Source organism: Neobacillus sp. CF12, assembly GCF_030348765.1.
GTDB lineage: Bacteria > Bacillota > Bacilli > Bacillales > Cytobacillaceae > Neobacillus.
Map to the genome: position 1 here is coordinate 5,267,245 of NZ_JAUCEU010000007.1, position 25,449 is coordinate 5,292,693.

Here is a 25,449-nt window from a genome sequence, read left to right on the forward strand (position 1 = left end):
GGGTCTGTTGATTGGAACGGAAGGCACGAAGACTCCTCGAAAATGCTATCGCATTTTCTTCGTGCGTGGGAGAATTCGAGGAAGAAAATCAATGTCCTGCAGGAGTACGGAGCGGGTGAGACCCCACAGGCGCTTTAGCGCCGAGGAGGCTCACCGCAACGCCTGCGGAAAGCGAAGTGCCTCGGGACAGGCAAAGACCGCCTGTCCCTGCGGTGATTAATCGAAGAAGCATTCCTTAGTGGAGTGGAAATCAACAGACTACTTTTCACAGCCTAAGAAAAATATAATTTGGGGGTAAATATAAATGGAACTTCAATTTTCACGTCATCGCCGATTACGTTCAAGCGCTAACATGCGTGCACTAGTAAGAGAAAACCACCTACGACCAGAGGATTTCATCTATCCGCTATTTATTTACGAAGGTGAAAACATCCGAAGAGAAGTATCTTCTATGCCAGGAGTATTCCAAGTATCAATGGACAATCTTAAAGCTGAAATGGATGATATCGTTGCACACGGAATTAAATCTGTTTTATTATTTGGAATTCCTGCAACAAAAGATGAGTGTGGAACACAAGCGTTCCATGACCACGGCATCATTCAGGTTGCCACTCGTTACATAAAAGAACACTATCCTGAGATGATTATTGTTGCGGATACTTGCCTGTGCGAATATACCAGCCATGGACACTGTGGAATGGTTGAAGGCGACAAAGTCTTAAATGATCCATCGCTTGAATTACTTGTAAAAACAGCCATTGCTCAAGCTGAAGCAGGTGCAGATATCATAGCTCCTTCAAACATGATGGACGGCTTTGTTACAGCCATTCGCGCCGGTTTAGACGAAGCAGGCTTTAAAGAAATTCCAATCATGTCTTATGCTGTTAAATATGCATCTTCTTTTTACGGACCGTTCCGTGAAGCAGCAGAGGGCGCTCCGCAGTTTGGTGATCGTAAAACGTACCAAATGGACCCTGCTAACCGAATGGAAGCATTTAGAGAAGCAGAATCTGATGTTGCTGAAGGCGCAGATTTCTTAATTGTTAAACCAGGTATGCCTTATCTTGATATTGTACGTGATGTTAAAAATAACTTTAATCTTCCAGTTGTTGCGTATAATGTTTCCGGTGAATATTCCATGGTCAAAGCAGCTGCAGCAAACGGCTGGATTGATGAGAAAAAAACAGTTTTGGAAATGTTAATTGCATTCAAACGTGCAGGCGCTGACCTGATTATCACATATGCTGCTAAAGACGCATGCCGCTGGTTAAAAGAAGAAGAATAATTACAACTCGAAAAGAGGAACCCAAAAATGCGCTCATATACAAAATCAGTAGAAGCATTTAAACAAGCTCAAGACTTAATGCCCGGCGGTGTGAATAGCCCGGTACGTGCCTTTAAATCTGTCAATATGGATCCAATTTTTATGGAAAGAGGAAAAGGTTCTAAAATCTATGATATCGATGGCAATGAATATATTGACTATGTATTATCATGGGGACCGTTGATTCTTGGTCATACAAACGATCGTGTAGTCGAAGGCATTAAAAAGGTGGCTGAGCTTGGTACAAGTTACGGTGCACCAACCTTAATGGAAAACGAACTAGCTAAGCTTGTGATTGAACGTGTTCCATCGATAGAAGTGGTAAGGATGGTATCATCGGGAACAGAAGCGACCATGAGTGCGCTTCGCCTAGCACGTGGCTACACAGGCCGTAATAAGATTTTAAAATTTGAAGGCTGCTACCATGGTCATGGTGATTCCCTATTGATTAAAGCAGGCTCTGGTGTCGCTACACTTGGATTACCAGACAGCCCTGGCGTCCCAGAGGGTGTGGCTAAGAACACGATTACAGTAGCATACAATGACCTTGAAGGCGTAAAATACGCTTTTGAACAGTTCGGGGATGATATTGCTTGTATTATCGTTGAACCAGTTGCCGGTAATATGGGACTTGTACCGCCACTTCCTGGATTTTTAGAGGGTCTTCGTGAGATTACTTCTGAAAAGGGAGCATTGCTCATTTTTGATGAGGTAATGACAGGATTCCGTGTTGGCTATAATTGTGCACAAGGCTACTTTAATGTAACCCCGGATATCACTTGTCTTGGTAAAGTAATTGGCGGCGGGCTGCCAGTTGGTGCTTACGGTGGCAAATCAGAAATCATGCGCCAGATTGCTCCAGCCGGTCCAATCTATCAAGCAGGAACACTTTCAGGAAATCCATTAGCGATGACTGCTGGTTATGAGACATTAAGTCAATTAACACCAGAGCATTACGAAGAGTTCAAACGCAAAGGCGATATGCTGGAAAAAGGTATTTTGGCAGCTGCTGAAAAATACGATATTCCAGTAACTTTCAACCGTGCAGGTTCGATGATTGGGTTCTTCTTCACGAATGAAGATGTAATCAATTATGAAACAGCAAAAACCTCTAACCTAGAATATTTTGCTGCGTACTATCGCGAAATGGCTGAGCAAGGTGTATTCTTGCCGCCATCTCAATTTGAAGGCTTGTTCTTATCAACAGCACATACCGACGAAGACATCGAAAAAACCATCAAAGCAGTAGAAATTGCTTTTTCAAAACTTAAATAATACCTATTTCAGACACTCACCCATACTTGGTGAGTGTTTTTTTGCTTTAATAGGCTTTTTTATCATATTTAAAAGCTAATGTTCATATTGTGTAAGTGACATAGTGATTTTGCATAAAGGAAACGAAAGGAGGAGTCGCTTTGTCTCAGGAGAATCAATCGTGCCTGCGATTTTCCTTGGAGGAGTCTTTGTGGTTTAGAAAGGGACAGGAAGTAGCTGAACTTGTGTCGATTTCTCTAGACCCGGATATTACCATCCAGGAAAATGATCAATATGTAACCATCCGTGGTTCGCTGGAATTAACAGGCGAATATAGAAATGATGAAGAAAGCACAGTGGAAGAGGAAGAAAATGTACCGAACCAAAAGTACGTAGAAAGAGTGGATCCACAAGAGGAAGGCATATGTGAATTTTCACATCGTTTTCCTGTTGATATTACCATTCCAAACAATCGAATTCAGAGCATTTATGATATCGATGTTATTGTGGAGTCATTTGATTATTCCATCCCAGAGCGGAGTTGTCTAAAACTATCTGCTGAATTAACAATCAGTGGGTTGTATGATTCAACTCAACAACAAGAAGATGTAGTAGAGCAAGAAGAGGAGTTTGAAGTACTCCATCGTTATCAGGTAGAGGAAAAAGAAGAAACACAAGCAGAAGAAGAGAATCAATTTCAAGATACTTTCTTGTTTGAGGCTGAAGCAAGAAAACAGTCAGAAGAGGAAAAGGTTGAAGTTTTTCCGAAATTCCCAACCTTTACGTATGAAGAACCTGAAGAAGAGGAACTTCCTCAACAGCCAGCCGTCTTTGAGTTTGCCAGAAGTGAAGCGAGTGAGCCTGTTGACGAAGTAGAAGAAGTCGTCGAGGAAGCGCCGCCTGAACCAGTTGTGGAAGAGGCAGTGCAGCCGAAAGAACCAGTTTTTGAAGAAAGTTCATCCTCACCAGAAGCACCACCGAAACAAGCGAAAAAGAAGGCTTCAAAAAAGAAATCAATGACACTAACAGAATTCTTTGCCCGCAAGGAAGACAGTTCGGATCAAGCTAGATTAAAAGTTTGCATTGTCCAAAAGGGCGATACACTCGATAAACTTGCTGACCGTTATGACGTTTCCGTACCAAATCTGCTGCGTTACAATAATCTTGAACTCAATCAAGATGTGTATGAGGGTCAAGTATTATATGTACCTGTTGCACTTGCAAAAAAATAATCAACTAAAAACAGGGTGAGCGGGTTTGAATAACCTGCTCACATCTTTTTAAGGTTTCCTTAGTTGAAAGGCAGATGAATGTTGATGAGTTATTCCAATCAGGTTGAAGCATTTATACCCATCTTAAATAACTATCAAATAACAGCTTATTTCGTTGAGGAATACGGCAATATAAAAAAAATCTACTCCGATAAAGGAACATTTGCACTGAAGAAAATCGACCCGACTACGGGGACTGATTTCGTCCGCCATGTCCACCTTCTCTATCAAAAAGGCTATAATCGGATTGTACCCATTTATCCAACAATGGATGGAAGATATGCAGTCCTCCATAATAAAGCCCTCTATTATTTAATGCCGTGGATGTCGAATGAAGTAAAGGAAGACCGAACGCAGAAACACCAGCAGCTATTTCGAGAATTAGCGAGACTGCACACACTTTCTGCCAAAGAGATCACGGTCATTAAAGAGGAACGGGCAGAGCATTATGAAAAAACCATTGAACTTCTCGATAAGAATCAGGAGTTTCTGGATGGGTTCATCGATGAATGTGAAAAAAAGACCTATATGTCGCCCTTTGAACTTTTGTATTGCCTGTACTACAACGAAATCTCACAGGCGCTTCGTTTTTCAAAAACAAAATTCGAAGAATGGTATGAGAAAACAAAAGAAAATGAAAAGGCACGAATGGTGATTACCCATGGAAAATTATCATCGGAGCATTTTCTTTATAATGACAAGGGTAATGGTTATTTTATTAATTTCGAAAATGCCCGCTATGGCTCACCGATTCATGATTTATTGCCATACCTGTCACGTTCTTTTAATACTCAACCAAAACGAAATGATGAGGCTGTTGAGTGGGTGCAGCATTACAATAAATACTTTCCTTACAAAGAAGATGAAAAACTGCTATTCTTTAGTTATTTAGCTTATCCAATACAGATAATCAAAGTTGTCGAACGCTTTTATAAAAAAGAACAGCCCAAAAATGAGCTGAAATTTGTACGGATGCTGCAGCGAAAATACTGGCATTTGAAGAATTCAGAATATGTTGTAATGAGAATGACAGAAATCGATGCACTTGAAAAGGCGGCAAAAGAAGGAGCCCAGCAGCAGTAACCTTGCTAAAGGGCTCTAAACAATTTCAAAATATATCGAAACCGCAATCGCAATAAAAATACTTAATAATAATACATCAAAGACCGTGGGAATAAACAGTGTCCGGATCAATTGAAAAATCGTAAACGGCAAAATCAGCTGCTCGCATACTCTCCTAGTGGTACGATACCAGGGAGTGTAGGAGTATTTGGTAATGAATTTCCTCCGCTTCATAACATCCTTCCTCTCCGACAATGGCATTTCTTTTATGTATATTCTTCATGCAGGGTAAATTCCCCATAATTCTTGAAAAAAACCCCCATTACAACTTTTCATAAACAAATAAATCTTATATTGAAACAAAAGGGTAAAAATGAAATAATAATAAAGTCCTAGATTTAATTTCTAAGAAGCAATAAAAGGAGTAAAAACATGTATTGGTTTATCATACTTTTCCCATTATTAATTTATCCTTGGGGCTTTGATCCTTACTATACCTCAACGAAAACTGGGTATTTATATGCCTTTGTACTCGGGACATGGCTATACATACTGTTTAAACGAAAATTCAAAACGTTAAAGCCTGACAAGGGTGATTCAACCATTGTCGTACTATTGTTGCTCTTCCTAACATTAATAGAACTTTCAACAGCATTTTCTCCCAATAAATATACCTCTGTATACGGTTTGATTGATCGAAAAGAAGGGCTTATTTCCTATTTTTGCTACTTTAGCGTTTTCCTTTTTTCCTATCGATTAATGGATAAGGAGAAAATAAATAAAATGATTCCTGGAGTGGCCATCGTTTCGATGATTGTATCCATTTATGGAATTTTGCAGCATTATCAATTGGATTTTCTTCCAAGGAATAGTGCAATGAGAAATTATGGTGGTACATATACTTTCTTTGATAATCCTAACTTCTTTGGATCGTATCTTGTATTGGCAATCCTTATCACTCTGCCGATATATTTAATTGCTTCTCATAAGAAATACCAGGCTCTTTATTTTATCTCGCTTTGTTTAGCTTTTGTGGCTCTCATCTTTTCAAATACCCGGAGTGGATATGTTGGAGTATTTGTTGGATTCGTTTTTATTACTTTGTTTGTGGTCTTGAAGCGTAAGCTCCTTTGGAAGAGGTGGGGTACGTTAGCTGCTTCCATGATGGTTCTGCTATTTTTGGTTAACATGAGCGAACAAGGTCATTATACCCAACGCATAAATTCGGTTGTTAAGGAGTCATATACGGTTGCAACGAATCAAAGCACAGGGCATGAAGGTTCATCACGCTTCTACATCTGGAAAAAATCACTGCCTTTAGTAAAAGAGTATTTCTGGATAGGTTCTGGTCCTGACTCCTTTGAGTTCGCATTTCCTAATGACGAAGAGACAAAAGGTTTCTTGGGTGGAAAAGTTGTTGATAAGGCACATAATGAATATTTGCAAATAGCGATTACACTTGGTGTTCCTGCACTATTGATTTATTTGAGTTTCCTATTGTTAATTTTCAGAAGAGCTGTACAGGCAGTAAAATTAGCTGTAGGAAAAGAGAAGATTCTTCTTTATGGGGTAATGGCAACGATAATGGGGTATGTTGTACAAGCATTCTTTAATATTAGTACAGTTCCGGTTGCCCCAATTTTTTGGTCAATTCTTGGTATTACATTAGCCAAATCGACAGCCATCATTAATCGCGCAAAGTGTCAAAATGGGGAAATAAACCAGCAAGAAACGGAAAGCCAAAGTGCATAATCGCTCATATAGTATAAAAAACAAAAAAATTGGCTATCATTATTGACGTCTAGAACACTTTTTGGGTAGTATAAACAATATAATTAAAAATACATAAGCACAGACAGGGAAGAGTACGATGTTCACCTGCTTAAAGAGAGGGAAGCCGCTAGCTGAAAGGATTCCTAAGCAGACACTCGGAAGGTCGCCCTCGAGCTTCTTCAGCGAACGGATATTTCTCAAAATCCTATTAGTTGAAGACGGATCAAATCCGTTATCCAATTAAGCGCCAAACAGTTTCTTTATGGTTGGAAAAAAGGTGGTACCGCGAAGCAAACTCCATTCGTCCTTTTATTGACGAATGGGGTTTTTTGTTTGTCTAGTTTTTATTTAAAGACGTAAAAGAGAAATAAGGAGATGGTCAAATGGAAACAAAAGAAATTACCATGCCGACTAAGTATGATCCGCAGTCGATTGAGCAAGGACGCTATGATTGGTGGCTTAAAGGAAAGTTTTTTGAAGCACAAAATGACGAAGGAAAACAACCTTACACCATCGTTATCCCGCCGCCAAACGTAACTGGAAAGTTACACTTAGGTCATGCTTGGGATACAACCTTACAAGATATCGTTACACGCATGAAGCGGATGCAGGGCTTTGATGTACTCTGGCTTCCAGGTATGGACCATGCCGGAATCGCGACACAAGCGAAGGTTGAAGAAAAGCTTCGCAGTGAAGGTAAAAGCCGCTACGATTTAGGCCGTGATAAATTTGTTGAGGAAACATGGAAGTGGAAAGAAGAATACGCTTCTCATATCCGTCAGCAATGGGCTAAGCTAGGTTTAGGCTTAGACTACAGCCGTGAACGTTTCACCCTTGATGAGGGATTATCTGCAGCCGTACGTGAGGTGTTTGTTACTTTATATAAAAAAGGTCTTATTTATCGCGGCGAATACATCATCAACTGGGATCCATCAACTAAAACAGCATTATCGGATATCGAGGTTATTTACAAGGATGTTCAAGGTGCCTTTTATCATATGAAATATCCGTTAGCAGACGGTTCAGGACATATTGAAGTTGCGACAACTCGTCCAGAAACGATGTTGGGTGATACAGCAGTTGCCGTTCATCCAGAAGATGAGCGCTATAAGCACCTAATCGGCAAAACCGTTATCCTGCCAATCGTTGGCCGTGAAATCCAAATTGTTGGTGACGACTATGTGGATATGGAATTCGGTTCAGGGGCTGTTAAAATTACACCTGCACATGACCCGAACGATTTTGAAATTGGCAACCGTCATAATCTTGAGCGTGTTCTTGTTATGAACGAAGACGGCACCATGAATGACAGAGCTGGAAAGTACAAAGGGTTGGACCGTTTTGAATGCCGTAAGCAAATTGTTAAGGATCTTCAAGAACAAGGTGTTCTTTTCAAAATTGAAGAGCATTTACATTCTGTTGGTCATTCCGAGCGCAGCGGGGCAGTTGTTGAGCCTTACCTTTCTACACAATGGTTCGTTAAAATGCAGCCACTTGCGGATGAAGCCATTGCTCTTCAAAACAAGGAGAATAAAGTAAACTTTGTTCCTAACCGCTTCGAAAATACCTATCTGAGATGGATGGAAAATATCCGTGACTGGTGTATTTCCAGACAGCTGTGGTGGGGTCATCGAATTCCGGCTTGGTACCACAAGCAAACGGGCGAAGTATTTGTTGGTCATGAAGCTCCTGCCGACATTGAGAATTGGGAGCAGGATAAAGATGTATTGGATACGTGGTTTAGTTCTGCACTATGGCCGTTCTCCACAATGGGCTGGCCAAATGTTGAGGCAGAAGACTTTAAGCGTTTCTTCCCAACCGATGTACTTGTAACTGGTTATGATATCATCTTCTTCTGGGTTTCCCGGATGATTTTCCAAAGCCTCGAATTTACCGGAGAAAGACCATTTAAAGATGTTCTAATTCACGGTTTAGTTCGCGATGAACAAGGTCGTAAAATGAGTAAATCTCTTGGTAACGGTGTGGACCCAATGGATGTTATCGCCAAATACGGTGCCGATTCCTTACGTTACTTCCTTTCAACAGGAAGCGCACCCGGTCAGGATTTACGCTTTAGCTTTGAAAAAGTTGAATCCACTTGGAATTTTGCCAATAAAATCTGGAATGCCTCTCGTTTTGCCTTAATGAATATGGATGGCATGACGTATGAGGAAATTGATTTTAGCGGTGAAAAATCAGTTGCAGATAAATGGATTCTAACGCAATTAAATGAAACCATCGAAAGTGTAACAAAGCTTTCTGAGCGTTATGAATTTGGAGAAGCTGGTCGTGCATTATACAACTTTATCTGGGATGACTTCTGTGATTGGTATATTGAGATGGCAAAACTTCCTCTATATGGTGAGGATGAAGCAGCAAAGAAAACGACTCGTTCAATTCTTGCACATGTTCTTGATCAGACAATGCGTTTGCTACATCCATTCATGCCATTCATTACCGAGGAAATCTGGCAGAACCTCCCGCACTCTGGAGAATCAATTACAACTGCCAAGTGGCCTGAAGTAAATCCAGCATACAGCGATGAACAAGCAGCACAAGAAATGAAGATGTTAATGGAAATGATTCGTTCCGTTCGAAACATCCGTGCTGAAGTAAACACGCCAATGAGCAAGAAGATTAAAATGCTTGTAAAGGCGAAGGATGATTCCGTTCTGAAAGCAATCGAAAAGAATCAAGCATATATTGAAAAGTTCTGTAACCCAGAAGAATTACAAATGGGGATCAACCTTGAAACACCTGAAAAGGCAATGACAGCAGTCATCACCGGATTGGAAATCATTCTTCCACTAGAAGGATTGATTAACATTGAAGAGGAAATTGCTCGACTTACAAAAGAGTATGATAAATTTACAAAAGAAGTTGAAAGAGTTGAAAAGAAATTAAACAACGAAGGCTTTATGAAAAAGGCGCCTGAAAGTGTTGTTTTAGAAGAACGTGCAAAAGAAAAAGATTATCGCGAGAAAAGAGCACTAATAGAAGCTCGCTTAAATGAATTAAAAGGCTTATAAGAAGCAAGTTAATGACGAGTCCTATTTTTAGGATTCGTCTTCTTTTAAATAATTTTAAAAGGGGTGTCATGGATGTTTACAACTTATAGCGAAGCCCTTGACTGGATTCATGCAAGACTAAGGCTCGGCATTAAACCAGGCCTTGCTCGAATGGAATGGATGATGGAGAGGCTCGGGTCTCCAGAATTGAAAATGAAAACCGTACATATTGGTGGTACGAATGGCAAAGGTTCAACGGTGACCTTTTTGCGGTCGATACTTGAAGCAGAAGGCTATTCTGTTGGCACTTTTACCTCACCATATATTGAACAATTTAATGAGCGAATCTCTGTAAATGGAAAGCCCATCTCTGATGAAGAAATATTGCACTTAACCAATATTATTGTCCCGCTTGCTGATGAATTAGAGGCAACCGAACTTGGTGGACCAACTGAGTTTGAGGTCATCACAGCAATGTCTTTTTATTATTTTGCTAATGTAAATCAAGTGGACATTGTCCTTTATGAAGTAGGATTGGGTGGAAGGTTTGATTCGACAAATATTATACAGCCAATAGCATCAATCATTACAAACATTGGTCTTGATCATACGAGTATCCTTGGACATACGTACGAGGAAATTGCTTTTGAAAAAGCGGGGATTATCAAAGAAGGCGTTCCAACCTTTACAGCAGTTAAAAACGCAAATGCTATTAACGTAATAAAAGAACAAGCTAAAAAAATGCATGCCCCTCTGTATCTCCTAAATCAGGAGTTTTCAATTTCAAACCACAGACCGACATCAGCAGGTGAAGAATTTACATTGGAGAGTGCTAATCAACACTACACACGATTAGAAATCAATATGATTGGCCAGCATCAAACGGAGAATGCTGCATTAGCCGTTATGGCAGCACATTCAATTAATCAGGATGAAAGTTTTTCCATCACTGAAAATGCAATAAGGACAGGCTTAAAGAAAGCTTATTGGCCAGGTAGATTTGAAATTATCTCGAATAATCCACTCATTATTATTGATGGAGCACATAACGACGAGGGGATTTCTGCACTTGTACATGAACTTTCAAACCGGTATTCTAACCGTTCCATTCATATTGTATTTGCAGCATTAAAAGATAAAAAGCTAGACAAAATGATTGCTCAATTAGATCAAATTGCAGATGAAATTTCGTTTGTATCGTTTGATTTTCCTCGTGCAGCAGATGCTGTTGATTTGTATGCAATAAGTCATTCAGATAACAAAAAGTTTGGTGAGAGATGGGATGCTCATCTTGCCAATTGTATCCAGAATTTACAGCCAAATTCCGTTTTAGTTGTTACAGGATCACTGTACTTCATCTCTGAGGCTAAACCGTATTTATGTGAATTTTTGAAAAACAATACGATTTCACTATGACAAGCTAAAGTATTTTTGATAAAATGAGTACATCTTGATTTCAAAATAAATGAAGATAGGAGGGGGAGTTAAATGGCGGTTCATCCAATGACGAAAAAGGCTATTTTTCTTGTATGGTTATTGCTTGTACCAGCAGGTATGTGGTTTACTTATCAAACATTTCCTCCTCAACTCTCAGGCCAATGGTTAGATATATTCGCTTTCTTGATATTAACTTCTGTCGTTGCTTTTATGCCGATGGTTATAAATAATACTCCTATCTTTTTAATTCAATGGGTATCTCTTGCGTCATTTTTAAGCTTTGGATTGTTTATTGAAATGGTTTTTGCTCAAGTAGCCGTCATCGTATTACTTTTAAGACTAAGAGTTCAAAAGGATCAATATTTCCGTGTTCCACTTAACTTGATCATGTTCTTCCTTGTTTCTTTAGTAAGTGGAGTCGTTTACTACGCACTTGGAGGGCAAACAGGGCCAAGTTTAATAAATGACCCCAACTCTATATGGTTAGCAGCATTATATGCGGTTGTAAATTACTCTCTAAATCAGGTCATCATTTCATTTTATTTATACTTCATCTATAAAAGTAAGGAATCTTACTTCGGCAAGGATTTCATGGTAGAAACCATTACTACATTTATTACGCTGCCACTTGGTTTTGTCCTATATATGTTTTATAACCAACAAGATTTATTGGCCTTATTGTTTATAGCCATTCCATTCGCAAGTTTATCAATCATCTTTAAACTTTATTATTCAAGTGAAAAAGTGAATGAATATCTACAAAATGCGGCTGAAATTGGCCATCAAATGGCCGAACGAATAGAGGTCGATGGGGTTATTGATCTTTTTATTCAAAAACTAAGTGAAATGCTCCCGGTTGACTATGCCTATATCCTCGATGTCGTGAGTGAGGACGAGCTTCAATTAATACGCAGGATAGAAAGCGGTTCGGGAATAACCAGTGAAATGCCTAGGATTAAGAAAAATGAGGGGATAAGCGGGTACGCTTGGGATAAGCAAAAAGGCTTCTTATATGATTCTCAAAAAGAGTGGAGAAAATATTCGAAAGGCTATATCCCTGCTGATGCCGAAAGTGTATTGGCTGTTCCAATTGTTCGAAACAAAAAAGTAATTGGGGTATTGATGTTAGCGTCAAAGCGAAAACATGCCTATGAAAAATCTCAATTAATGATTGTCGACATTCTTTGTTCGTACTTTGCCGTAGCGATTGATAATGCAAAGCATTATGAACTAACAAAGACACAGAGTGAGCGTTGTGCATTAACAAATTTATATAATTACCGCTACTTTGAAAAATTACTAACAGAGGAATTCGATAAACTATTTCAATTTGAACGAAAGGTCTTGTCATTAATCATTCTTGATATCGACCATTTTAAAGCAGTAAATGACACATACGGACATCAAAGTGGAAACGAAATTCTTTGTGAATTAGCGGAAAGACTGAGTAAAATAGTCAGTACCAGTGGAACTGTGGCTCGATATGGTGGCGAGGAATTTGTTGTGTTACTGCCAGAGGCAGATAAAGAAGAAGCCTACCAGATGGCAGAAATGATCAGACAAGCCATTGCCAATTGGCCATTTTCAATGCAACATTCATTAGATCCTACTCAACACCAGGCGAAGATAACGGCATCCATTGGGGTTGCAACGGCGCCTGAAGATGCTGAAGATCCATTGGCATTGATCCGACATGCTGATAGAGCGTTGTATGTTGGAGCGAAGAGGGCTGGGCGGAACAGGGTTGCTGAGTATTCTTCTTGTTAACAAAAGTGGGCTAGGAGAAGTAAATATAAAAAAAGGTGAAAGATTTAGTGATACTAGCACTAATTTCTTTCACCTTTTCTATTATTAATCATAAGTAACATCATTGATAACTGCGTTAGTTAAGTTACCCCATTCAATACTGTTTAATGTAGAGGCTTCGTCAAAAGTATTTCCACACATTGTCTCTAACCAATCTTTATTTGTATCTTCCGTTACATAATATATATTAGCATCTTCTATTACTCTAGCAGGTGTAGAGAAGTCATAAACCTTCCCCTTAATGATAAGACCATATTGTTCAGATATGGTTAACTCATTTTTTACTTTTAAGTCTCCGTTCACACACATTCTAGAACCACTAAGTATGTTTAAATGCCCATTAAGTGTAGACCTTGCATTATTAGTAATTTCAGTTGGAGTTCTTGTTCCACGAATAAATACTCTTGAACTCTTATCTAAATCGAGGTGACCATTAATATTAAGTAGCCCACCAACATAAAAACTAGTATGATCTGTATTCTGAACGTTACTTCCAATTGTAAGGTTGTGTTTCGTTTCTACAACTACCTCCTTTGGATTAATAAAGTTTGAACCTAATTGCAGTGAAATAGCATACATTTCTAATCCTGTTCTATTGTTAAGATTACCAGTGAAATTTAAACCAACTGTTGAATAAACTTTCTCGACATTTACATCGTTTTGACCAGTATAAGTTTTGATTCCACCTACCGGCTGATCAATTATTACATCTGCACAAATGATATTATTATTCGTATTCCCATTGTGCCCATTACCGTTGTTCCCGTTACTTTGGCCAATATTTGCAAATGATAATGGATTCGTGCATTCAGCTGCAACCGCTACATCTGGTCTTGTTACTTGTCCAAAAGTAATTTCAGGAGCAGTTGCATCATCCGCTTTTATTATATTTATATCACCAAGATTGTTAATTGCCATTTCTACAAAAAGTGTACTAACCGTATCCTCAGTACTACTTGGATTAACTTTTGTCCCCGTAACATTAACTTTTATTTTCAACAAATTTCCTATAGCAATTATATCAATCTTATCATCATCCTTAACAATGGAATAAGATGAGTTTGGATCTATCTGTTCGGGTGTAATATTTTTTATTCCAGTTTTTAGGGATGATTTCATGTAATCTATTACTTGTGGTACGGATATTAGTTCTTTCCTCGCTACTTTTCCCTCAATCTCAATTTTAGTATTTTTAAAGATGTCTTGAATGGCAACATCTAAATAGGATACCCCCATTTCTGCTAAGGCTACTGATTGAGATGTTTTCTCTACTTTTTGTGTCTGCTTAACGCTATTAAAAGCCATCGCAGTGAAGGTGAAACCTAAAACAGTAAAGACTGTAATAATAAGCATTACGGTAATGAGAGCATATCCTTGTTCTTGCTTTGAATTATTCACTAATATCCAACTCCCTTCATTCTATAAAGATAAGTACTTGTAGTTACTTTGTTAGTAGAATCATTGTTGTCTTTAACTGTAATGGTAAGACTAACATCATTCTCATTTGGATTTATTTTATTCGGTTCAGGATCACCTACTTGTTTATTCTTAATATCGGAAGTAAATTCAAAGCACATCTGAGGATGAGTGAAGGTTTGAGTTTGTTTTTCTGTGTCACTAATATCTGTTGTAACGGTTATCTCACAATTATTTGTACCTGTGCTGGTGATCTCATACTTATTTTCTCCACGATGGATCGTGGTAAGGTTGGAAATAATAATATTGGATTCCTGTATCATAGCGTTTTTTGAGGTTGCTTTTTTTGAAAAATTAAGACCTTGGAAGAAAATACTCCAAATAATGATACTGACAATTGAGAGTATTGTTAAAGTAGCTAAAACCTCTACCAGTGTTAAGCCGCGTTCATCACGCATTAAAAACTCATCTCCTAATTTTTACGTAGCCGTATGTTTCACTAACGACTATATCTGTTTTATTTTTGTTATATAGTTTTACAACAATAAGATGTGCGTTATAGATGTCAGATTCTTTACTGAAGTTTTTATTAATTTTAACATTTACTAAAAAATCTCCATTTACATACTCGAAATTATAAGCGTTGCCGGTAATTGGTTTATATTCTGGAATTACCGATACATCTGGGGTAGCAAAAAAATTCTTTATCCTATCATTATCATTTTGCCATTTAAGAAGAACTTCTTTTGCTGTGTTTATTCCCTGGGCTTTTAGTTTAGTATGATTATTCATCATTCCCATTTGTGGAAAAATGTTCATTAATGTAATTAGAACGATAGATAAAAGAGTAATGGATACTAGTACCTCGACCAAGGTAACGCCCTTCTCACTATTGATATTATTCATATAATCCATTCCCTTCTGGGCAGAAAATAGTATATTTTCTATTTAATAGATACATTCTATCAAATTTTTCAGACAAAAAATAACAAATTTCAGTAATAATGACCTATAAATGTTTTCCACCTTCTTTTAAACTATCCAAAAGTATTATACAATATCTAGTAGACGAATTTTGTCTAATTTTTGTATTTGCCATTAAACAGTATAATTTTTTGATAGATAATGTAGTTTCCTAGTATAAATGCACTAATAAAAAGGGATGTGAATGAATGCTAACAATTATTTGGGTATTAGGTTCTATGCTTCTGATGTTATTGATTCATTTTTTATTACCGCTTGGATACACGAAAAAAGGAAAGTTGATCGTTGTTGTAACAAGTGGATTATTAGCAATGGGTGGACTTGCAGCAGTTTCTGCCCTTCCTGTATGGCAAACAATTTTAGTTTTACTCGCTCTTTCCTTTTTTGCATCTTATATTATGGACGGCCGTTTAGGGAAAGTTATGTATTTGACTAATGAGAAGTTCTTAGATGAAGTTGAATTTGAATTTGAAGATAACCCCTCTTCTTTTAATGTTTCAAACCAAACTGAGAAAACGTTAGATATAGAATTAATGGATTTATCGGAATTGGAAATTACGGCTTCATCTTCTACATCTAAAAGAGATGAAAATACAGCATCTGCTGATTCGCTAGAAGAAGATATTTCCTTCTTACAGGAAAGAGATCTTGAAGGCAGTAGTGGGGTACTCAAAGAGGATGAAGTACTTGAGGTTGGTTATTTATCAGATATTGAAAGTCTGCTAGAGGCTAGTACCCATGAAAAGGTAGATTTACAGGATGATAAACTAGAGTCACTTGATGAAGGCAACTGGTTAGATGAGTTAGCCGAACTTACTGTAATCAAGGAAGAAGAAAAAAGCTCTATCATAGAACCTGAATTGGACGACTTTGAGTTAGACGAATTATTTGCTCTTAAAGAGGTCGCTGCAACAACTGACAAAGATGATAGCAAACCAAAAAAAGTACTTGAACTACAAAAGAAATAGTAGGAAGGGGGGCATAAAGTTTGGTAAAACATCAAGCATTTATTAAATTATTTGTTGTCCTGTTTTTAAGCACAGCAGTTATTTTTAGTTCTTCCCATTTTGGTGTCAAAGCATTCGAAAGTTTAACCAATTCTTCTGATGGAAAATACTCAGAAGGAACAACAATTGGTTCAATCAATATTTCCGGAAAAACAGAAAGTGAAACAATTGCATTGTTAGAAGAAACATATGTTGAATGGGTAAAAAACACAAAGTTTGATCTGCAATATAGTGAAAAAATTGTGCCATTCGACATAAACCTCTTTAGTTTCGATGCAACTCAAACAGTCTACTCAATTAAGGACGGACAAAACAATACAGTTTCGATGAACATCGATATCATGCCTGTTCAAGACCAGATTCAACTTCAATTTCCCCAAGTTGATGCAAATCGACTTGAACTTACCAAACTCAAAGCGGATTTAGTAAGTACTGCTGCAAAGTTTGAACAAGGTACCTATTTATTTAATTTGAATAATGATTATTTAATTGCTGACGCTAGTAATAAAGACAATGTGATAAGTAAAGCAATTGTCCAGTTAACAGATATCCCCAATGACCTAGCGGCAATAATCTCAGCAAATCCAGAAATCCAGATTGCAGAAGGTGCAACTTTTTCCTTACTTGACTTTGCAAAACAGCAGAAGATCGAAAACTCGTCATCCCTAAGCATGATTGCGACCGGCATATATCAATTAATTCTACCGACAAACTTTAAGATTACCGAAAGAAATATAAGTAGTGCTCTTCCTAATTATACTGCCGTAGGATTTGAAGCGAAGGTTAATGTTGCCAACGGTGCTGATTTAATTATTGTCAATCCTAATACAACTCCATATAAGTTCGGATTACAATTAGTGAATAATGATTTAATTGTTACTCTGAAGGGAGAAAAGCTCCTTTACAATTATGTAATCAGTAAAAAAGAGGAACAGCAACTAAAACCAAAAACAATTGTTCAATATAGTCCTTTACTACTTCCAGGACAGTCTAAGGTGCAAACGAACGGTGTAGATGGACAAATCGTTAAGATTTTACGTGAAACTTATCAAGGTGAACAAATGATTACGAGTGAGCTACTATCAGAAGATTATTACCCACCTGTATACCGTGTTGAGGTCCATGGATTAACAGGAACACAGCAGGCATCTACAATAACACCTAACACAGCAACAACTAATCCTACTGGAAATCCAACAACATCTTCGGAAATTAACGAACAAGATTCGAATGATGGCCTTTGGGGGAAACCAAATGAACAACCAAAATAAACTAAGTAGTGATAAAAAATGAAACAAACCCGTAGACGACTAGGAGATTTGTTAATTGAGGAAGGGTTAATTACCCCTGAACAACTCCAATCAACATTGGATGAGAAAGCACCCAATCAGAAAATAGGTGACGCACTTCTGCAAAAAGGCTTGATAACAGATCAGCAGTTGGCGGAAGTGTTAGAGTATCAATTAGGTATACCGCATATTAACTTGATGCAGTATCCCTTTGATACCAATCTTTTCTCTCTTATATCGAAAGAAACGGCAAGACGTAATTTAATCGTTCCTCTAAAAAAAGAAGGAAATAAACTTTTTGTAGCCATGGTGGATCCGATGGATTTCATCGTCATCGATGACCTTCGACTTTCAACTGGCTTTCAAATCGAAACCGCTATAGCAACAAAAGAAGGCATCTTAAGGGCAATTAATAAATATTACAATGTCGATGAAGGGCTAGAGGAGCTTTTTGATGAGCTTTCTCCAAGTGAACGGGGCCGAGATGACGATATTAATGACCTCGATTCACCGATTGTGCGTCTAGTAAATCAGATTTTAAACAATGCTGTTATACAAAAGGCAAGTGATATTCATATTGATCCACAAGAAACAAAAGTGGTTATTCGATATCGTGTTGATGGTGTGCTCCGAGTTGAAAGAGTATTGCCTCGACATATGCGCAGTGTCCTAACGGCAAGGATTAAGATTATGTCCAATCTAGATATTACGGAGAACCGTATTCCACAGGATGGACGGATTAAAATTAATCTAGATTTCCACCCTATCGATCTTCGTGTTTCTACTTTGCCGACGGTTTACGGCGAGAAAATCGTTATGCGGATATTAGACATGGGAGCAGCCTTAAATGATTTAAACAAGATTGGCTTTAATGCCCTAAACCTGAAGCGATTTTCAGAGATGATTGAGCAGCCAACAGGGATTGTCTTAATCACAGGACCAACTGGTTCAGGTAAATCATCAACGCTTTATGCCGCTCTTAATCGGTTAAACAGTGAACAAGTGAACATCATTACAATTGAGGACCCAGTTGAATATCAGCTTGAAGGGATTAATCAAATTCAGGTGAACAGTAATGTCGGAATGACCTTTGCTGCTGGACTACGTTCGATTCTTCGCCAAGATCCAAACATTATCATGGTCGGAGAAATTCGTGATAAAGAAACCGCGGAGATTGCTGTACGAGCCTCTTTGACAGGTCACTTAGTGCTTAGTACACTGCACACCAACGACTCCTTAGGGACCATTACAAGGTTAATTGATATGGGGGTTGAACCGTTTTTAATTGCATCATCTTTAACTGGAATTGTTGCACAACGTTTAGTACGTAAGGTGTGCCGTGATTGCGCAGAGGTTCAAGAAGCAACGAAACGTGAAATCGATATATTTGCGCGCCGGGGAATGAAAATTGAAAAGATTAACCGTGGCAAAGGCTGTCAATCGTGTAATATGACCGGTTATAAAGGACGTGTTGCCCTACATGAAGTACTCGTCTTAAACGATGATATGCGCAGAATTATTATGAATGAAGACTCAACTCATAAATTAAAAGATCATGCAATAAAAAATAAAACCATCTTCTTGATTGATGATGGTCTATTAAAGGTAAAACAAGGTTTAACTACAACAGAAGAAGTATTACGTGTAGCCATCTTGGAGTAGGAGAACAAACATGATGAGAGAAAAAATTGAAAATATACTGCGGGCGGCATTAGAATTTAAGGCATCCGACATCCATCTTACCGTCGGAGTCCCGCCCATCTTTCGTATTAATGGGGATATTAAACGGTATGGAAAGGATATTTTGCTTCCGCCAGATACAGAAGAAATCGCGAAAATAACTATTCCTGAAAATATGTATGATTTATTTAAGGAAAAAGGGGAGCTTGATTACTCTTATGGTATACCAGGAGTTTCTCGTTTCCGTGTTAATGCCTATCATCAACGGAAAAGTGTGTCATTAGCACTAAGGGTAGTTGCTTCCAAAACCCCTACTATTGAAGAACTAGATTTGCCCAAAATCGTTCCAGAGCTTGTGGAGAGACCTCAGGGGCTAATTTTGGTTACTGGTCCAACTGGTAGTGGTAAATCAACGACACTTGCTTCAATGATTGACTATGTGAATCGAACCATGCGTAAGCATATTGTCACATTGGAAGACCCGATAGAATATCTACACAAGCATGGAAACTCAATTATTGACCAACGTGAAGTTGGCTTTGACACGAAGTCCTATGCAAATGGTTTAAAAGGGGCTCTTCGCCAAGACCCAGACATCATTCTGGTCGGGGAAATGCGTGATATAGAAACAATCGGAATTGCGATTACCGCTGCCGAGACAGGTCACCTTGTATTGGGGACGCTCCATACATCAAGTGCACCATCAACGATCAACCGTATTATCGACGTATTTCCACCTGCACAGCAGCCACAAATACGTGTTCAGTTGGCATCCGTGTTAGTAGGCGTAATTTCACAACGTTTATTTCCAACAATTGATAAAAAAGGCAGGAAAGCTGCTACAGAAGTACTTGTTAATAATCCGGCGATAGCCAATTTAATTCGAAATGAAAAAATCCATCAAATCCAGAGTACAATGCAAACTTCTCGCGCTCAAGGAATGCATACACTTGAGATGAGTATTAAAGACTTGATTGATCGGAATCTAATTCAGAGAGAAGCAGCAAACAAATATCTACAAGAAAAGATGATGCTGGATGGCTAGATTTAAATATTCAGGACGAGACAAACGAGGGAAAAAAGAGGGACAAGTAACCGCTGCTTCCAGAAGAGAGGCAATGGCTAAACTTAAAGAAGAAGGTATCCGTGTCATAGAAATGACCGAGGTACCTGAAACCCTGCTTACGATGGAACTGACAATTGGGAACCCTGTTAAGTTGCAGCATTTTGTCATTTATTTACGACAATTTGCTACGTTAATAAAAGCTGGGGTAACGGTTGTAGAGGCAACAGAGATTCTAGCGGTACAGACAGAGAGTAAAGCGCTGAAAAAGGCACTAATAGCTGTTGAACAGGATTTACGTGAAGGAAATCCTTATTCAGATTCTGTTGCTAAACATAAAAAGATTTTTAACTCAATGTTTATTAATATGGTTAAAGCTGGCGAAGTCGCAGGAAATATGGACGAAACGCTCGAGAAACTAGCAGACGATTTTGAAAAACAACATGATACTGTATCAAAGGTAAAGTCTGCATTGACGTACCCTGCAGTTATTGGGGTTCTAGCAATTGGGGCCGTAATCTTCTTATTGGTAGGAGTAGTTCCAACATTCGTTACAATGTTTGAAGACATGGGAGCTGAGCTTCCAGGAATTACGAAGTTTGTCTTAAATGCTAGTGGTTTTATGCAAAAATTCTGGTGGCTAGTTTTACTAGTTATTTTAGCATTTGTCTTTTCAATTTATTATATGAAAAAAAATAAAAAAACAAAATATTATTTAGATTATTTTCTTTTAAGAATGCCGATTTTTGGCAATATGCTGCAAAAAGCTGCATTAGCAAGAATGATGCGGACACTAAGTTCTCTATTCTCTAGTTCTGTCCCAATATTGCAGGCAATGTCGATTGTTGAAAAGGTTGTAGAAAATGAAGTAATTGCTAAAGTAATACGAGAATCTCGAAATTCTCTTGAGAAAGGCCGCTCGATGACAGAACCAATGATGAATCACTGGGCCTTCCCACCACTGGTAACGCAAATGATATCCATTGGTGAGAGTACAGGAGCATTAGATGCGATGTTATCTAAAATTGCTGAGTTTTATGAGAAAGAAGTTGAACAAGGAACCGATCGACTTAAATCATTAATTGAACCAATTATGATTGTTTTTCTAGCTGGTGTAGTCGGAGTGATCGTACTTTCGATTATGATGCCTATGTTCTCAATGTTTGACCAAATGAGTTAATGTAACAAAAAACCAGCAAATATTACAAAACCATTAAAATCAAGACATAATACGATAAAATTCTCTTTTCATTGTCTTACATTTATTGTATACTCATAGAGAAATATTACTAGGTTCATAGAACCAGAGGGAGATGTAAAATGTTAAAAAAATTAGGATCAAAACTTAAGGAACAAAAAGGTTTCACGTTAATTGAATTACTAGCAGTTATCGTTATTTTAGGGATTATTGCTGCAATTGCTATCCCCGCGATTGGGAATGTTATTTCTAAATCAGAAAATAAAGCAGAGGTTCAAGAAGGACTACAAATTATCAATGCAGCAAAGATGTACGTAGCTAACAACCCAGACACAACTAATATTGAATTAGACTATGCTACTGCGAAAACTACAGGAAAAGATAATCTAAAAGAATTCTTAGACCGTGTAGAAGATAAAGGATTTAAAGTTACAGTAAAACATAATACTACATCTGGCAAGTACACTTATTATTTAGATAATCATGCAGCTAATACTCATGTTCCTGGTGCAGATGCTGCTGGAGCAACAGAACAAGAATTGATTGAATTTACAAACTAATGTTATCAATTCTCACTTTTCTGTACGGGTTAATTCTTGGCTCCTTTTTTAACGTAGTTGGCCTAAGAATACCAGAGGAAAAATCAATTGTAACCCCACGTTCGGCCTGTCCAAGCTGCGGGCATCAATTAAAACCATATGAACTTATTCCAGTAATTTCATATCTTTTTCAAAAAGGGAAATGCCGCGGCTGTCAGTCGCGGATTTCTCCTATATATCCGTTTTTTGAATTACTAACTGGCGTTTTGTTTGTATCTGCTCCACTTGTGATTGGATGGTCCGGAGAATTAGTGGTAGCACTTACCCTAATTTCAATGTTTATCATAATTGTTGTATCTGATATTCACTATATGATCATCCCTGATAAGATCTTAATCTGGTTTGCAGGGATTTTTTTATTGGAACGGATTTTTATCCCTCTCACACCATGGTGGAACAGCCTTTTAGGTGCTGCTACTGGTTTTGTCCTTCTGCTTGTCATCGCACTAGTGAGTAAAGGCGGAATGGGTTTTGGAGATGTGAAACTTTATGCTGTACTTGGTTTCGTATTAGGTTTTAAACTAGTACTTTTATCCTTCTTTTTTTCTACATTATTTGGAGCCGTCATTGGCGGTTTGGCGCTGCTTTTTAAAATTGTCAAAAGAAAGCAACCGATTCCGTTCGGTCCATTTATTGCAGCCGGGACGTTGACGGCTTATTATTGGGGTTCGGAACTCATCGATTTATACTTACAGTTTCTTAATACAGCTTTTTAAGTAAGGGGTAATAATTATGGCATTTTCCCTCTTTTCATCAAAAAATCGAATAGTTAACCTGGTAGTAAATGACCATTCGGTTCGTTTTGTTGAATTAAAACAAGCGAACCCCCCTGCTGCACAAAAATGGTGCGAACGCTTCCTTCCCCCGGGGGTTATTACCGAAGGGAAGATTACTGATATTGATTCGCTGGCAAATATACTCGAAGAGTGTATTGATGAATGGAAAATTAAAGGTCGTCAAGTTCGTTTTCTTGTCCCTGATCCACTAGTGATTATCCGTAAAGTCTCAATACCTGCAGATGTTCAGGATGATGAAATCAAAGGATATTTATATTTGGAACTTGGTTCGAGTATTCATTTACCATTTGAAGAACCAGTCTTTGATTATTTTCCACTCGTGAATAACGGGAAGACAAAGGATCTGCTTTTGTTTGCTGCCCCTGAACAATATGTAATGGAATATGCGGAATTATTCTCAAGTCTGAAGCTCAATCCAATTGCAGCAGATATCTCACCTTTAGCATTGTATCGTTTATTCCATCAAATTGGTCAAGCAAGTGAAAATGAGGTTTTGTTTACGGTCCAGTTTGACTTAACAAGTGTTAACTTGTGCATTTTTGAAGAGACCGTTCCTCTTGTCATGAGACAGTTTCCACTTCCGTTTGACATTGATAAATGGGATATCAAACAAGACATGACTGGTACGATGGTTTTTAAATACACGGGCGATACAGAGGAATTAGTCCTTCAGTTTGAAGATATTTTGAATGAAGTTAACAAGTTAGTAGATTTTTATCGCTATACACTATCGAACGAAAAAAAGGATATCACAAAGTTTCTTTTAAATGGTGACCATCCGATGCTAACAGCGATTTTTGATGAAATGAACGAAAGATTTGAGATTCCTGTTGAGAGGATTGAGCAGGAAGGAATTGAAAATGGTAAAACAGGAAGCGTACCGGCTAATCTATTATTATCTTTAGGTCTCGCTTTAAAAGAGGTGAAATGATGTTAGTAGAAATTAACCTGCTTCCCCAAAAAGAACCTAGAAAAAAAAGCTTTTTTATTTTGGTTGCTGCTTTGGCAGTTATTTTTCTATCCCTAGGTACGTATTATATCTTGCAAATCCAATCGACTAAAAGTGATATTGCTAATATGGATAGTCAAATTAAAATGACAAAGGAATTAGCTGCGATAGAAGAAAAGAATGCAAATAAAAGCGAATCAGAATTGTCTATTACACTTCTAAAAGGCGCTGTTGAATGGGCTAATAGTTATCCAATTAAGACTATTCCTGTTATGCAGCATTTGACAGGTTTATTACCGGAACGTGGCTTTATCCAAACTTTTGGTTATACAGAGGCTGGAACAGTAACAATTTCTGTTCAATTTGATAGTGCGCGTGAGGCTGCGTTTTTCTTAGATAATTTAAATGAATCTGACTGGATTGATGATGCTAATCTAAGTTCTTTAACTGCAAAAGAGCAAGAAGAAACCACAGAAACTACAACATCAACAACCACTCAGAGTACTGAGAGTCAACAAACTAGTACGAACGCTAATAACCAAGCAATAGTAGTCACAATGGACCCAAAAAACCCGAATAGTTTCATTATCACTCCAGCTGCTCCTACTACAATTACCGAAGAAACAGCAGCGAAACAGCAAAAAGTAGATGTTTTACCAAGGTATATTGGACAATTTGAAATTACCTTTAATAAAGAAACGATTAAAAAGCTACTCAACAAAGGGAGCGAAGATGAGGAAGGAGTGACACAATCATGAAACTAAGTTTTTCAAAAAAGCATAAACTTATTTTATTGTTTGGCATTCTTCTAATCGTCTTGCTAGTCGTTTTTGCTCAATTTTTTAAGCTTTCTCCATTAAAATCAGATTTAGAAACGAAAGAACAGACTTTGGCGACTGAAAAAAAGTTACTAGAATCTATTACTCAAAAAAAGCTTGATGAAACTAAACAGGTAACAGAAGATACAAGAGAATTACAGAAGAAAGTACCAGTTAGCGCTTTACAGGAACAGTTTATTTTGGATCTTGAAAAGGCGGAGAACGTATCAAATAGCAAGATTCTCAGCATGGGGTTTTCAAAAGATGCTGATGTACCGATGGAACCAGTAACTCCTTCTGCTTCTGAGACTGCTGAGACTACGGAAGTCCCTGAGGTTAAAACCGTTCAGGAAACACAGGCAGAACAAGCTGCTCCAGCTACTACAACTGGTTTAAAGAAATTGACTGTGAATTTAAGTGTTGAATCATCTAAGTATGAAGATATTGAAAAGTTCATCGCAACACTTGAATCATTAAAACGAATTGTCGTTGTCGAATCCATTAATTACTCTGGTGGAGAAGAAATAACGACTCTTGATCCTGAAAAAGTTGATGAACCATTATCTTATACTCTTACTGTTTCTGCCTATTACTTGCCAGGTTTAGATGATCTAATTGCTGAACTTCCAAAAATCGACGCTCCAGCACCTGCTAATAAGAAAAATCCATTAAACGCATTTTCAGATGCTAACTAGAATTACCTTTCTAAATACT

22 protein-coding genes and 1 other annotated feature are annotated in these 25,449 nt (G+C 37.9%); of the genes, 18 read left to right on the forward strand and 4 right to left on the reverse strand.

What is annotated here, in order from left to right; all coding sequences use genetic code 11:
- The first annotated feature begins 304 nt into the window (after positions 1-304).
- The 4 genes from hemB (at position 305) to ysxE (ending at position 4,932) form a co-directional block, all read left to right on the forward strand.
- Positions 305-1,285: a porphobilinogen synthase gene (gene hemB, locus QUG14_RS25110; protein ID WP_289343185.1), complete on the forward strand. Its 981-nt coding sequence runs from the start codon at positions 305-307 to the stop codon at positions 1,283-1,285.
- Positions 1,286-1,312: 27 nt separating this feature from the next.
- Entirely contained in the window at positions 1,313-2,599 is a 1,287-nt protein-coding gene (hemL, locus tag QUG14_RS25115; RefSeq protein WP_289343186.1) for a glutamate-1-semialdehyde 2,1-aminomutase, read from the forward strand.
- A 188-nt stretch (positions 2,600-2,787) separates the two neighbouring features.
- Positions 2,788-3,810: a stage VI sporulation protein D gene (spoVID, locus tag QUG14_RS25120; protein WP_483310757.1), complete on the forward strand. Its 1,023-nt coding sequence runs from the start codon at positions 2,788-2,790 to the stop codon at positions 3,808-3,810.
- An 84-nt stretch (positions 3,811-3,894) separates the two neighbouring features.
- Entirely contained in the window at positions 3,895-4,932 is a 1,038-nt protein-coding gene (gene ysxE / locus QUG14_RS25125) for a spore coat protein YsxE (protein ID WP_289344233.1), read from the forward strand.
- 15 nt (positions 4,933-4,947) lie between these two features.
- Here ysxE and QUG14_RS25130 read toward each other — a convergent pair whose 3' ends face one another.
- Positions 4,948-5,145 carry a hypothetical protein gene (locus tag QUG14_RS25130; protein ID WP_081954668.1) on the reverse strand — a complete coding sequence of 66 codons (198 nt, stop codon included), beginning with the start codon at positions 5,143-5,145 and terminating at the stop codon, positions 4,948-4,950.
- Positions 5,146-5,343: 198 nt separating this feature from the next.
- On the opposite strand from QUG14_RS25130, the gene QUG14_RS25135 reads away from it, so the two are divergent.
- The 4 genes from QUG14_RS25135 (at position 5,344) to QUG14_RS25150 (ending at position 12,896) form a co-directional block, all read left to right on the forward strand.
- Positions 5,344-6,663 carry an O-antigen ligase family protein gene (locus QUG14_RS25135; protein ID WP_289343187.1) on the forward strand — a complete coding sequence of 440 codons (1,320 nt, stop codon included), beginning with the start codon at positions 5,344-5,346 and terminating at the stop codon, positions 6,661-6,663.
- Positions 6,664-6,754: 91 nt separating this feature from the next.
- Positions 6,755-6,996 (forward strand) — a binding site (T-box leader).
- Positions 6,997-7,067: 71 nt separating this feature from the next.
- Positions 7,068-9,713, forward strand: a complete 2,646-nt coding sequence (locus tag QUG14_RS25140; RefSeq protein ID WP_289343188.1) for a valine--tRNA ligase — start codon at positions 7,068-7,070, stop codon at positions 9,711-9,713.
- A gap of 72 nt (positions 9,714-9,785) precedes the next feature.
- Positions 9,786-11,108 (forward strand): bifunctional folylpolyglutamate synthase/dihydrofolate synthase, encoded by a 1,323-nt coding sequence (locus QUG14_RS25145; protein ID WP_289343189.1) that lies wholly within the window; start codon positions 9,786-9,788, stop codon positions 11,106-11,108.
- 72 nt (positions 11,109-11,180) lie between these two features.
- Positions 11,181-12,896 carry a sensor domain-containing diguanylate cyclase gene (locus QUG14_RS25150; RefSeq protein WP_289343190.1) on the forward strand — a complete coding sequence of 572 codons (1,716 nt, stop codon included), beginning with the start codon at positions 11,181-11,183 and terminating at the stop codon, positions 12,894-12,896.
- 84 nt (positions 12,897-12,980) lie between these two features.
- Here the strand turns inward: QUG14_RS25150 and QUG14_RS25155 are convergent, their stop codons facing one another.
- Genes QUG14_RS25155 through QUG14_RS25165 form a run of 3 tightly spaced genes read right to left on the reverse strand, consistent with a single transcriptional unit; the run spans position 12,981 to position 15,257 of the window.
- Entirely contained in the window at positions 12,981-14,333 is a 1,353-nt protein-coding gene (locus QUG14_RS25155; RefSeq protein WP_289343191.1) for a hypothetical protein, read from the reverse strand.
- Positions 14,333-14,809 carry a prepilin-type N-terminal cleavage/methylation domain-containing protein gene (locus QUG14_RS25160; protein WP_289343192.1) on the reverse strand — a complete coding sequence of 159 codons (477 nt, stop codon included), beginning with the start codon at positions 14,807-14,809 and terminating at the stop codon, positions 14,333-14,335. Before QUG14_RS25160 ends, QUG14_RS25155 begins: the two co-directional genes overlap by 1 nt.
- Before the next feature lie 7 nt (positions 14,810-14,816).
- Positions 14,817-15,257, reverse strand: a complete 441-nt coding sequence (locus tag QUG14_RS25165; RefSeq protein WP_289343193.1) for a type IV pilus modification PilV family protein — start codon at positions 15,255-15,257, stop codon at positions 14,817-14,819.
- A 266-nt stretch (positions 15,258-15,523) separates the two neighbouring features.
- Between QUG14_RS25165 and QUG14_RS25170 the strand changes: the two genes are divergently transcribed.
- The 10 genes from QUG14_RS25170 to QUG14_RS25215 all read left to right on the forward strand — a co-directional run bounded on the left by QUG14_RS25170 (position 15,524) and on the right by QUG14_RS25215 (position 25,430).
- Positions 15,524-16,303, forward strand: a complete 780-nt coding sequence (locus QUG14_RS25170; RefSeq protein WP_289343194.1) for a hypothetical protein — start codon at positions 15,524-15,526, stop codon at positions 16,301-16,303.
- Between the two features lie 20 nt (positions 16,304-16,323).
- Entirely contained in the window at positions 16,324-17,613 is a 1,290-nt protein-coding gene (locus QUG14_RS25175) for a G5 domain-containing protein (RefSeq protein ID WP_289343195.1), read from the forward strand.
- A gap of 18 nt (positions 17,614-17,631) precedes the next feature.
- Positions 17,632-19,293 (forward strand): GspE/PulE family protein, encoded by a 1,662-nt coding sequence (locus tag QUG14_RS25180; protein WP_289343196.1) that lies wholly within the window; start codon positions 17,632-17,634, stop codon positions 19,291-19,293.
- Between the two features lie 13 nt (positions 19,294-19,306).
- Positions 19,307-20,356 (forward strand): type IV pilus twitching motility protein PilT, encoded by a 1,050-nt coding sequence (locus tag QUG14_RS25185; RefSeq protein ID WP_289344234.1) that lies wholly within the window; start codon positions 19,307-19,309, stop codon positions 20,354-20,356.
- Positions 20,349-21,554 (forward strand): type II secretion system F family protein, encoded by a 1,206-nt coding sequence (locus tag QUG14_RS25190; protein ID WP_289343197.1) that lies wholly within the window; start codon positions 20,349-20,351, stop codon positions 21,552-21,554. Before QUG14_RS25185 ends, QUG14_RS25190 begins: the two co-directional genes overlap by 8 nt.
- A 140-nt stretch (positions 21,555-21,694) precedes the next feature.
- Complete coding sequence (locus QUG14_RS25195) at positions 21,695-22,132, forward strand: prepilin-type N-terminal cleavage/methylation domain-containing protein (protein WP_289343198.1); 438 nt, start codon at positions 21,695-21,697, stop codon at positions 22,130-22,132.
- Positions 22,132-22,887: a prepilin peptidase gene (locus tag QUG14_RS25200; protein ID WP_289343199.1), complete on the forward strand. Its 756-nt coding sequence runs from the start codon at positions 22,132-22,134 to the stop codon at positions 22,885-22,887. Before QUG14_RS25195 ends, QUG14_RS25200 begins: the two co-directional genes overlap by 1 nt.
- Positions 22,888-22,903: 16 nt before the next feature.
- Entirely contained in the window at positions 22,904-23,899 is a 996-nt protein-coding gene (pilM, locus tag QUG14_RS25205; RefSeq protein ID WP_289343200.1) for a type IV pilus biogenesis protein PilM, read from the forward strand.
- Positions 23,899-24,675 carry a PilN domain-containing protein gene (locus QUG14_RS25210; protein WP_289343201.1) on the forward strand — a complete coding sequence of 259 codons (777 nt, stop codon included), beginning with the start codon at positions 23,899-23,901 and terminating at the stop codon, positions 24,673-24,675. Before pilM ends, QUG14_RS25210 begins: the two co-directional genes overlap by 1 nt.
- On the forward strand, positions 24,672-25,430 hold the full coding sequence (locus QUG14_RS25215) for a pilus assembly protein PilO (protein WP_289343202.1): 759 nt from the start codon (positions 24,672-24,674) through the stop codon (positions 25,428-25,430). Before QUG14_RS25210 ends, QUG14_RS25215 begins: the two co-directional genes overlap by 4 nt.
- The last annotated feature ends 19 nt before the right edge of the window (positions 25,431-25,449 follow it).

What these genes read in the sequence shown, in the direction of transcription:
- hemB (WP_289343185.1), top strand. Translation starts at nt 305, where the DNA reads ATGGAACTTCAATTTTCACGTCATCGCCGATTACGTTCAAGCGCTAAC.
- hemL (WP_289343186.1), top strand. Translation starts at nt 1,313, where the DNA reads ATGCGCTCATATACAAAATCAGTAGAAGCATTTAAACAAGCTCAAGAC.
- ysxE (WP_289344233.1), top strand. Translation starts at nt 3,895, where the DNA reads ATGAGTTATTCCAATCAGGTTGAAGCATTTATACCCATCTTAAATAAC.
- QUG14_RS25130 (WP_081954668.1), bottom strand. Translation starts at nt 5,145, where the DNA reads ATGAAGCGGAGGAAATTCATTACCAAATACTCCTACACTCCCTGGTAT.
- QUG14_RS25135 (WP_289343187.1), top strand. Translation starts at nt 5,344, where the DNA reads ATGTATTGGTTTATCATACTTTTCCCATTATTAATTTATCCTTGGGGC.
- QUG14_RS25140 (WP_289343188.1), top strand. Translation starts at nt 7,068, where the DNA reads ATGGAAACAAAAGAAATTACCATGCCGACTAAGTATGATCCGCAGTCG.
- QUG14_RS25145 (WP_289343189.1), top strand. Translation starts at nt 9,786, where the DNA reads ATGTTTACAACTTATAGCGAAGCCCTTGACTGGATTCATGCAAGACTA.
- QUG14_RS25150 (WP_289343190.1), top strand. Translation starts at nt 11,181, where the DNA reads ATGGCGGTTCATCCAATGACGAAAAAGGCTATTTTTCTTGTATGGTTA.
- QUG14_RS25160 (WP_289343192.1), bottom strand. Translation starts at nt 14,809, where the DNA reads ATGCGTGATGAACGCGGCTTAACACTGGTAGAGGTTTTAGCTACTTTA.
- QUG14_RS25165 (WP_289343193.1), bottom strand. Translation starts at nt 15,257, where the DNA reads ATGAATAATATCAATAGTGAGAAGGGCGTTACCTTGGTCGAGGTACTA.
- QUG14_RS25170 (WP_289343194.1), top strand. Translation starts at nt 15,524, where the DNA reads ATGCTAACAATTATTTGGGTATTAGGTTCTATGCTTCTGATGTTATTG.
- QUG14_RS25180 (WP_289343196.1), top strand. Translation starts at nt 17,632, where the DNA reads ATGAAACAAACCCGTAGACGACTAGGAGATTTGTTAATTGAGGAAGGG.
- QUG14_RS25185 (WP_289344234.1), top strand. Translation starts at nt 19,307, where the DNA reads ATGAGAGAAAAAATTGAAAATATACTGCGGGCGGCATTAGAATTTAAG.
- QUG14_RS25190 (WP_289343197.1), top strand. Translation starts at nt 20,349, where the DNA reads ATGGCTAGATTTAAATATTCAGGACGAGACAAACGAGGGAAAAAAGAG.
- QUG14_RS25195 (WP_289343198.1), top strand. Translation starts at nt 21,695, where the DNA reads ATGTTAAAAAAATTAGGATCAAAACTTAAGGAACAAAAAGGTTTCACG.
- QUG14_RS25200 (WP_289343199.1), top strand. Translation starts at nt 22,132, where the DNA reads ATGTTATCAATTCTCACTTTTCTGTACGGGTTAATTCTTGGCTCCTTT.
- pilM (WP_289343200.1), top strand. Translation starts at nt 22,904, where the DNA reads ATGGCATTTTCCCTCTTTTCATCAAAAAATCGAATAGTTAACCTGGTA.
- QUG14_RS25210 (WP_289343201.1), top strand. Translation starts at nt 23,899, where the DNA reads ATGTTAGTAGAAATTAACCTGCTTCCCCAAAAAGAACCTAGAAAAAAA.
- QUG14_RS25215 (WP_289343202.1), top strand. Translation starts at nt 24,672, where the DNA reads ATGAAACTAAGTTTTTCAAAAAAGCATAAACTTATTTTATTGTTTGGC.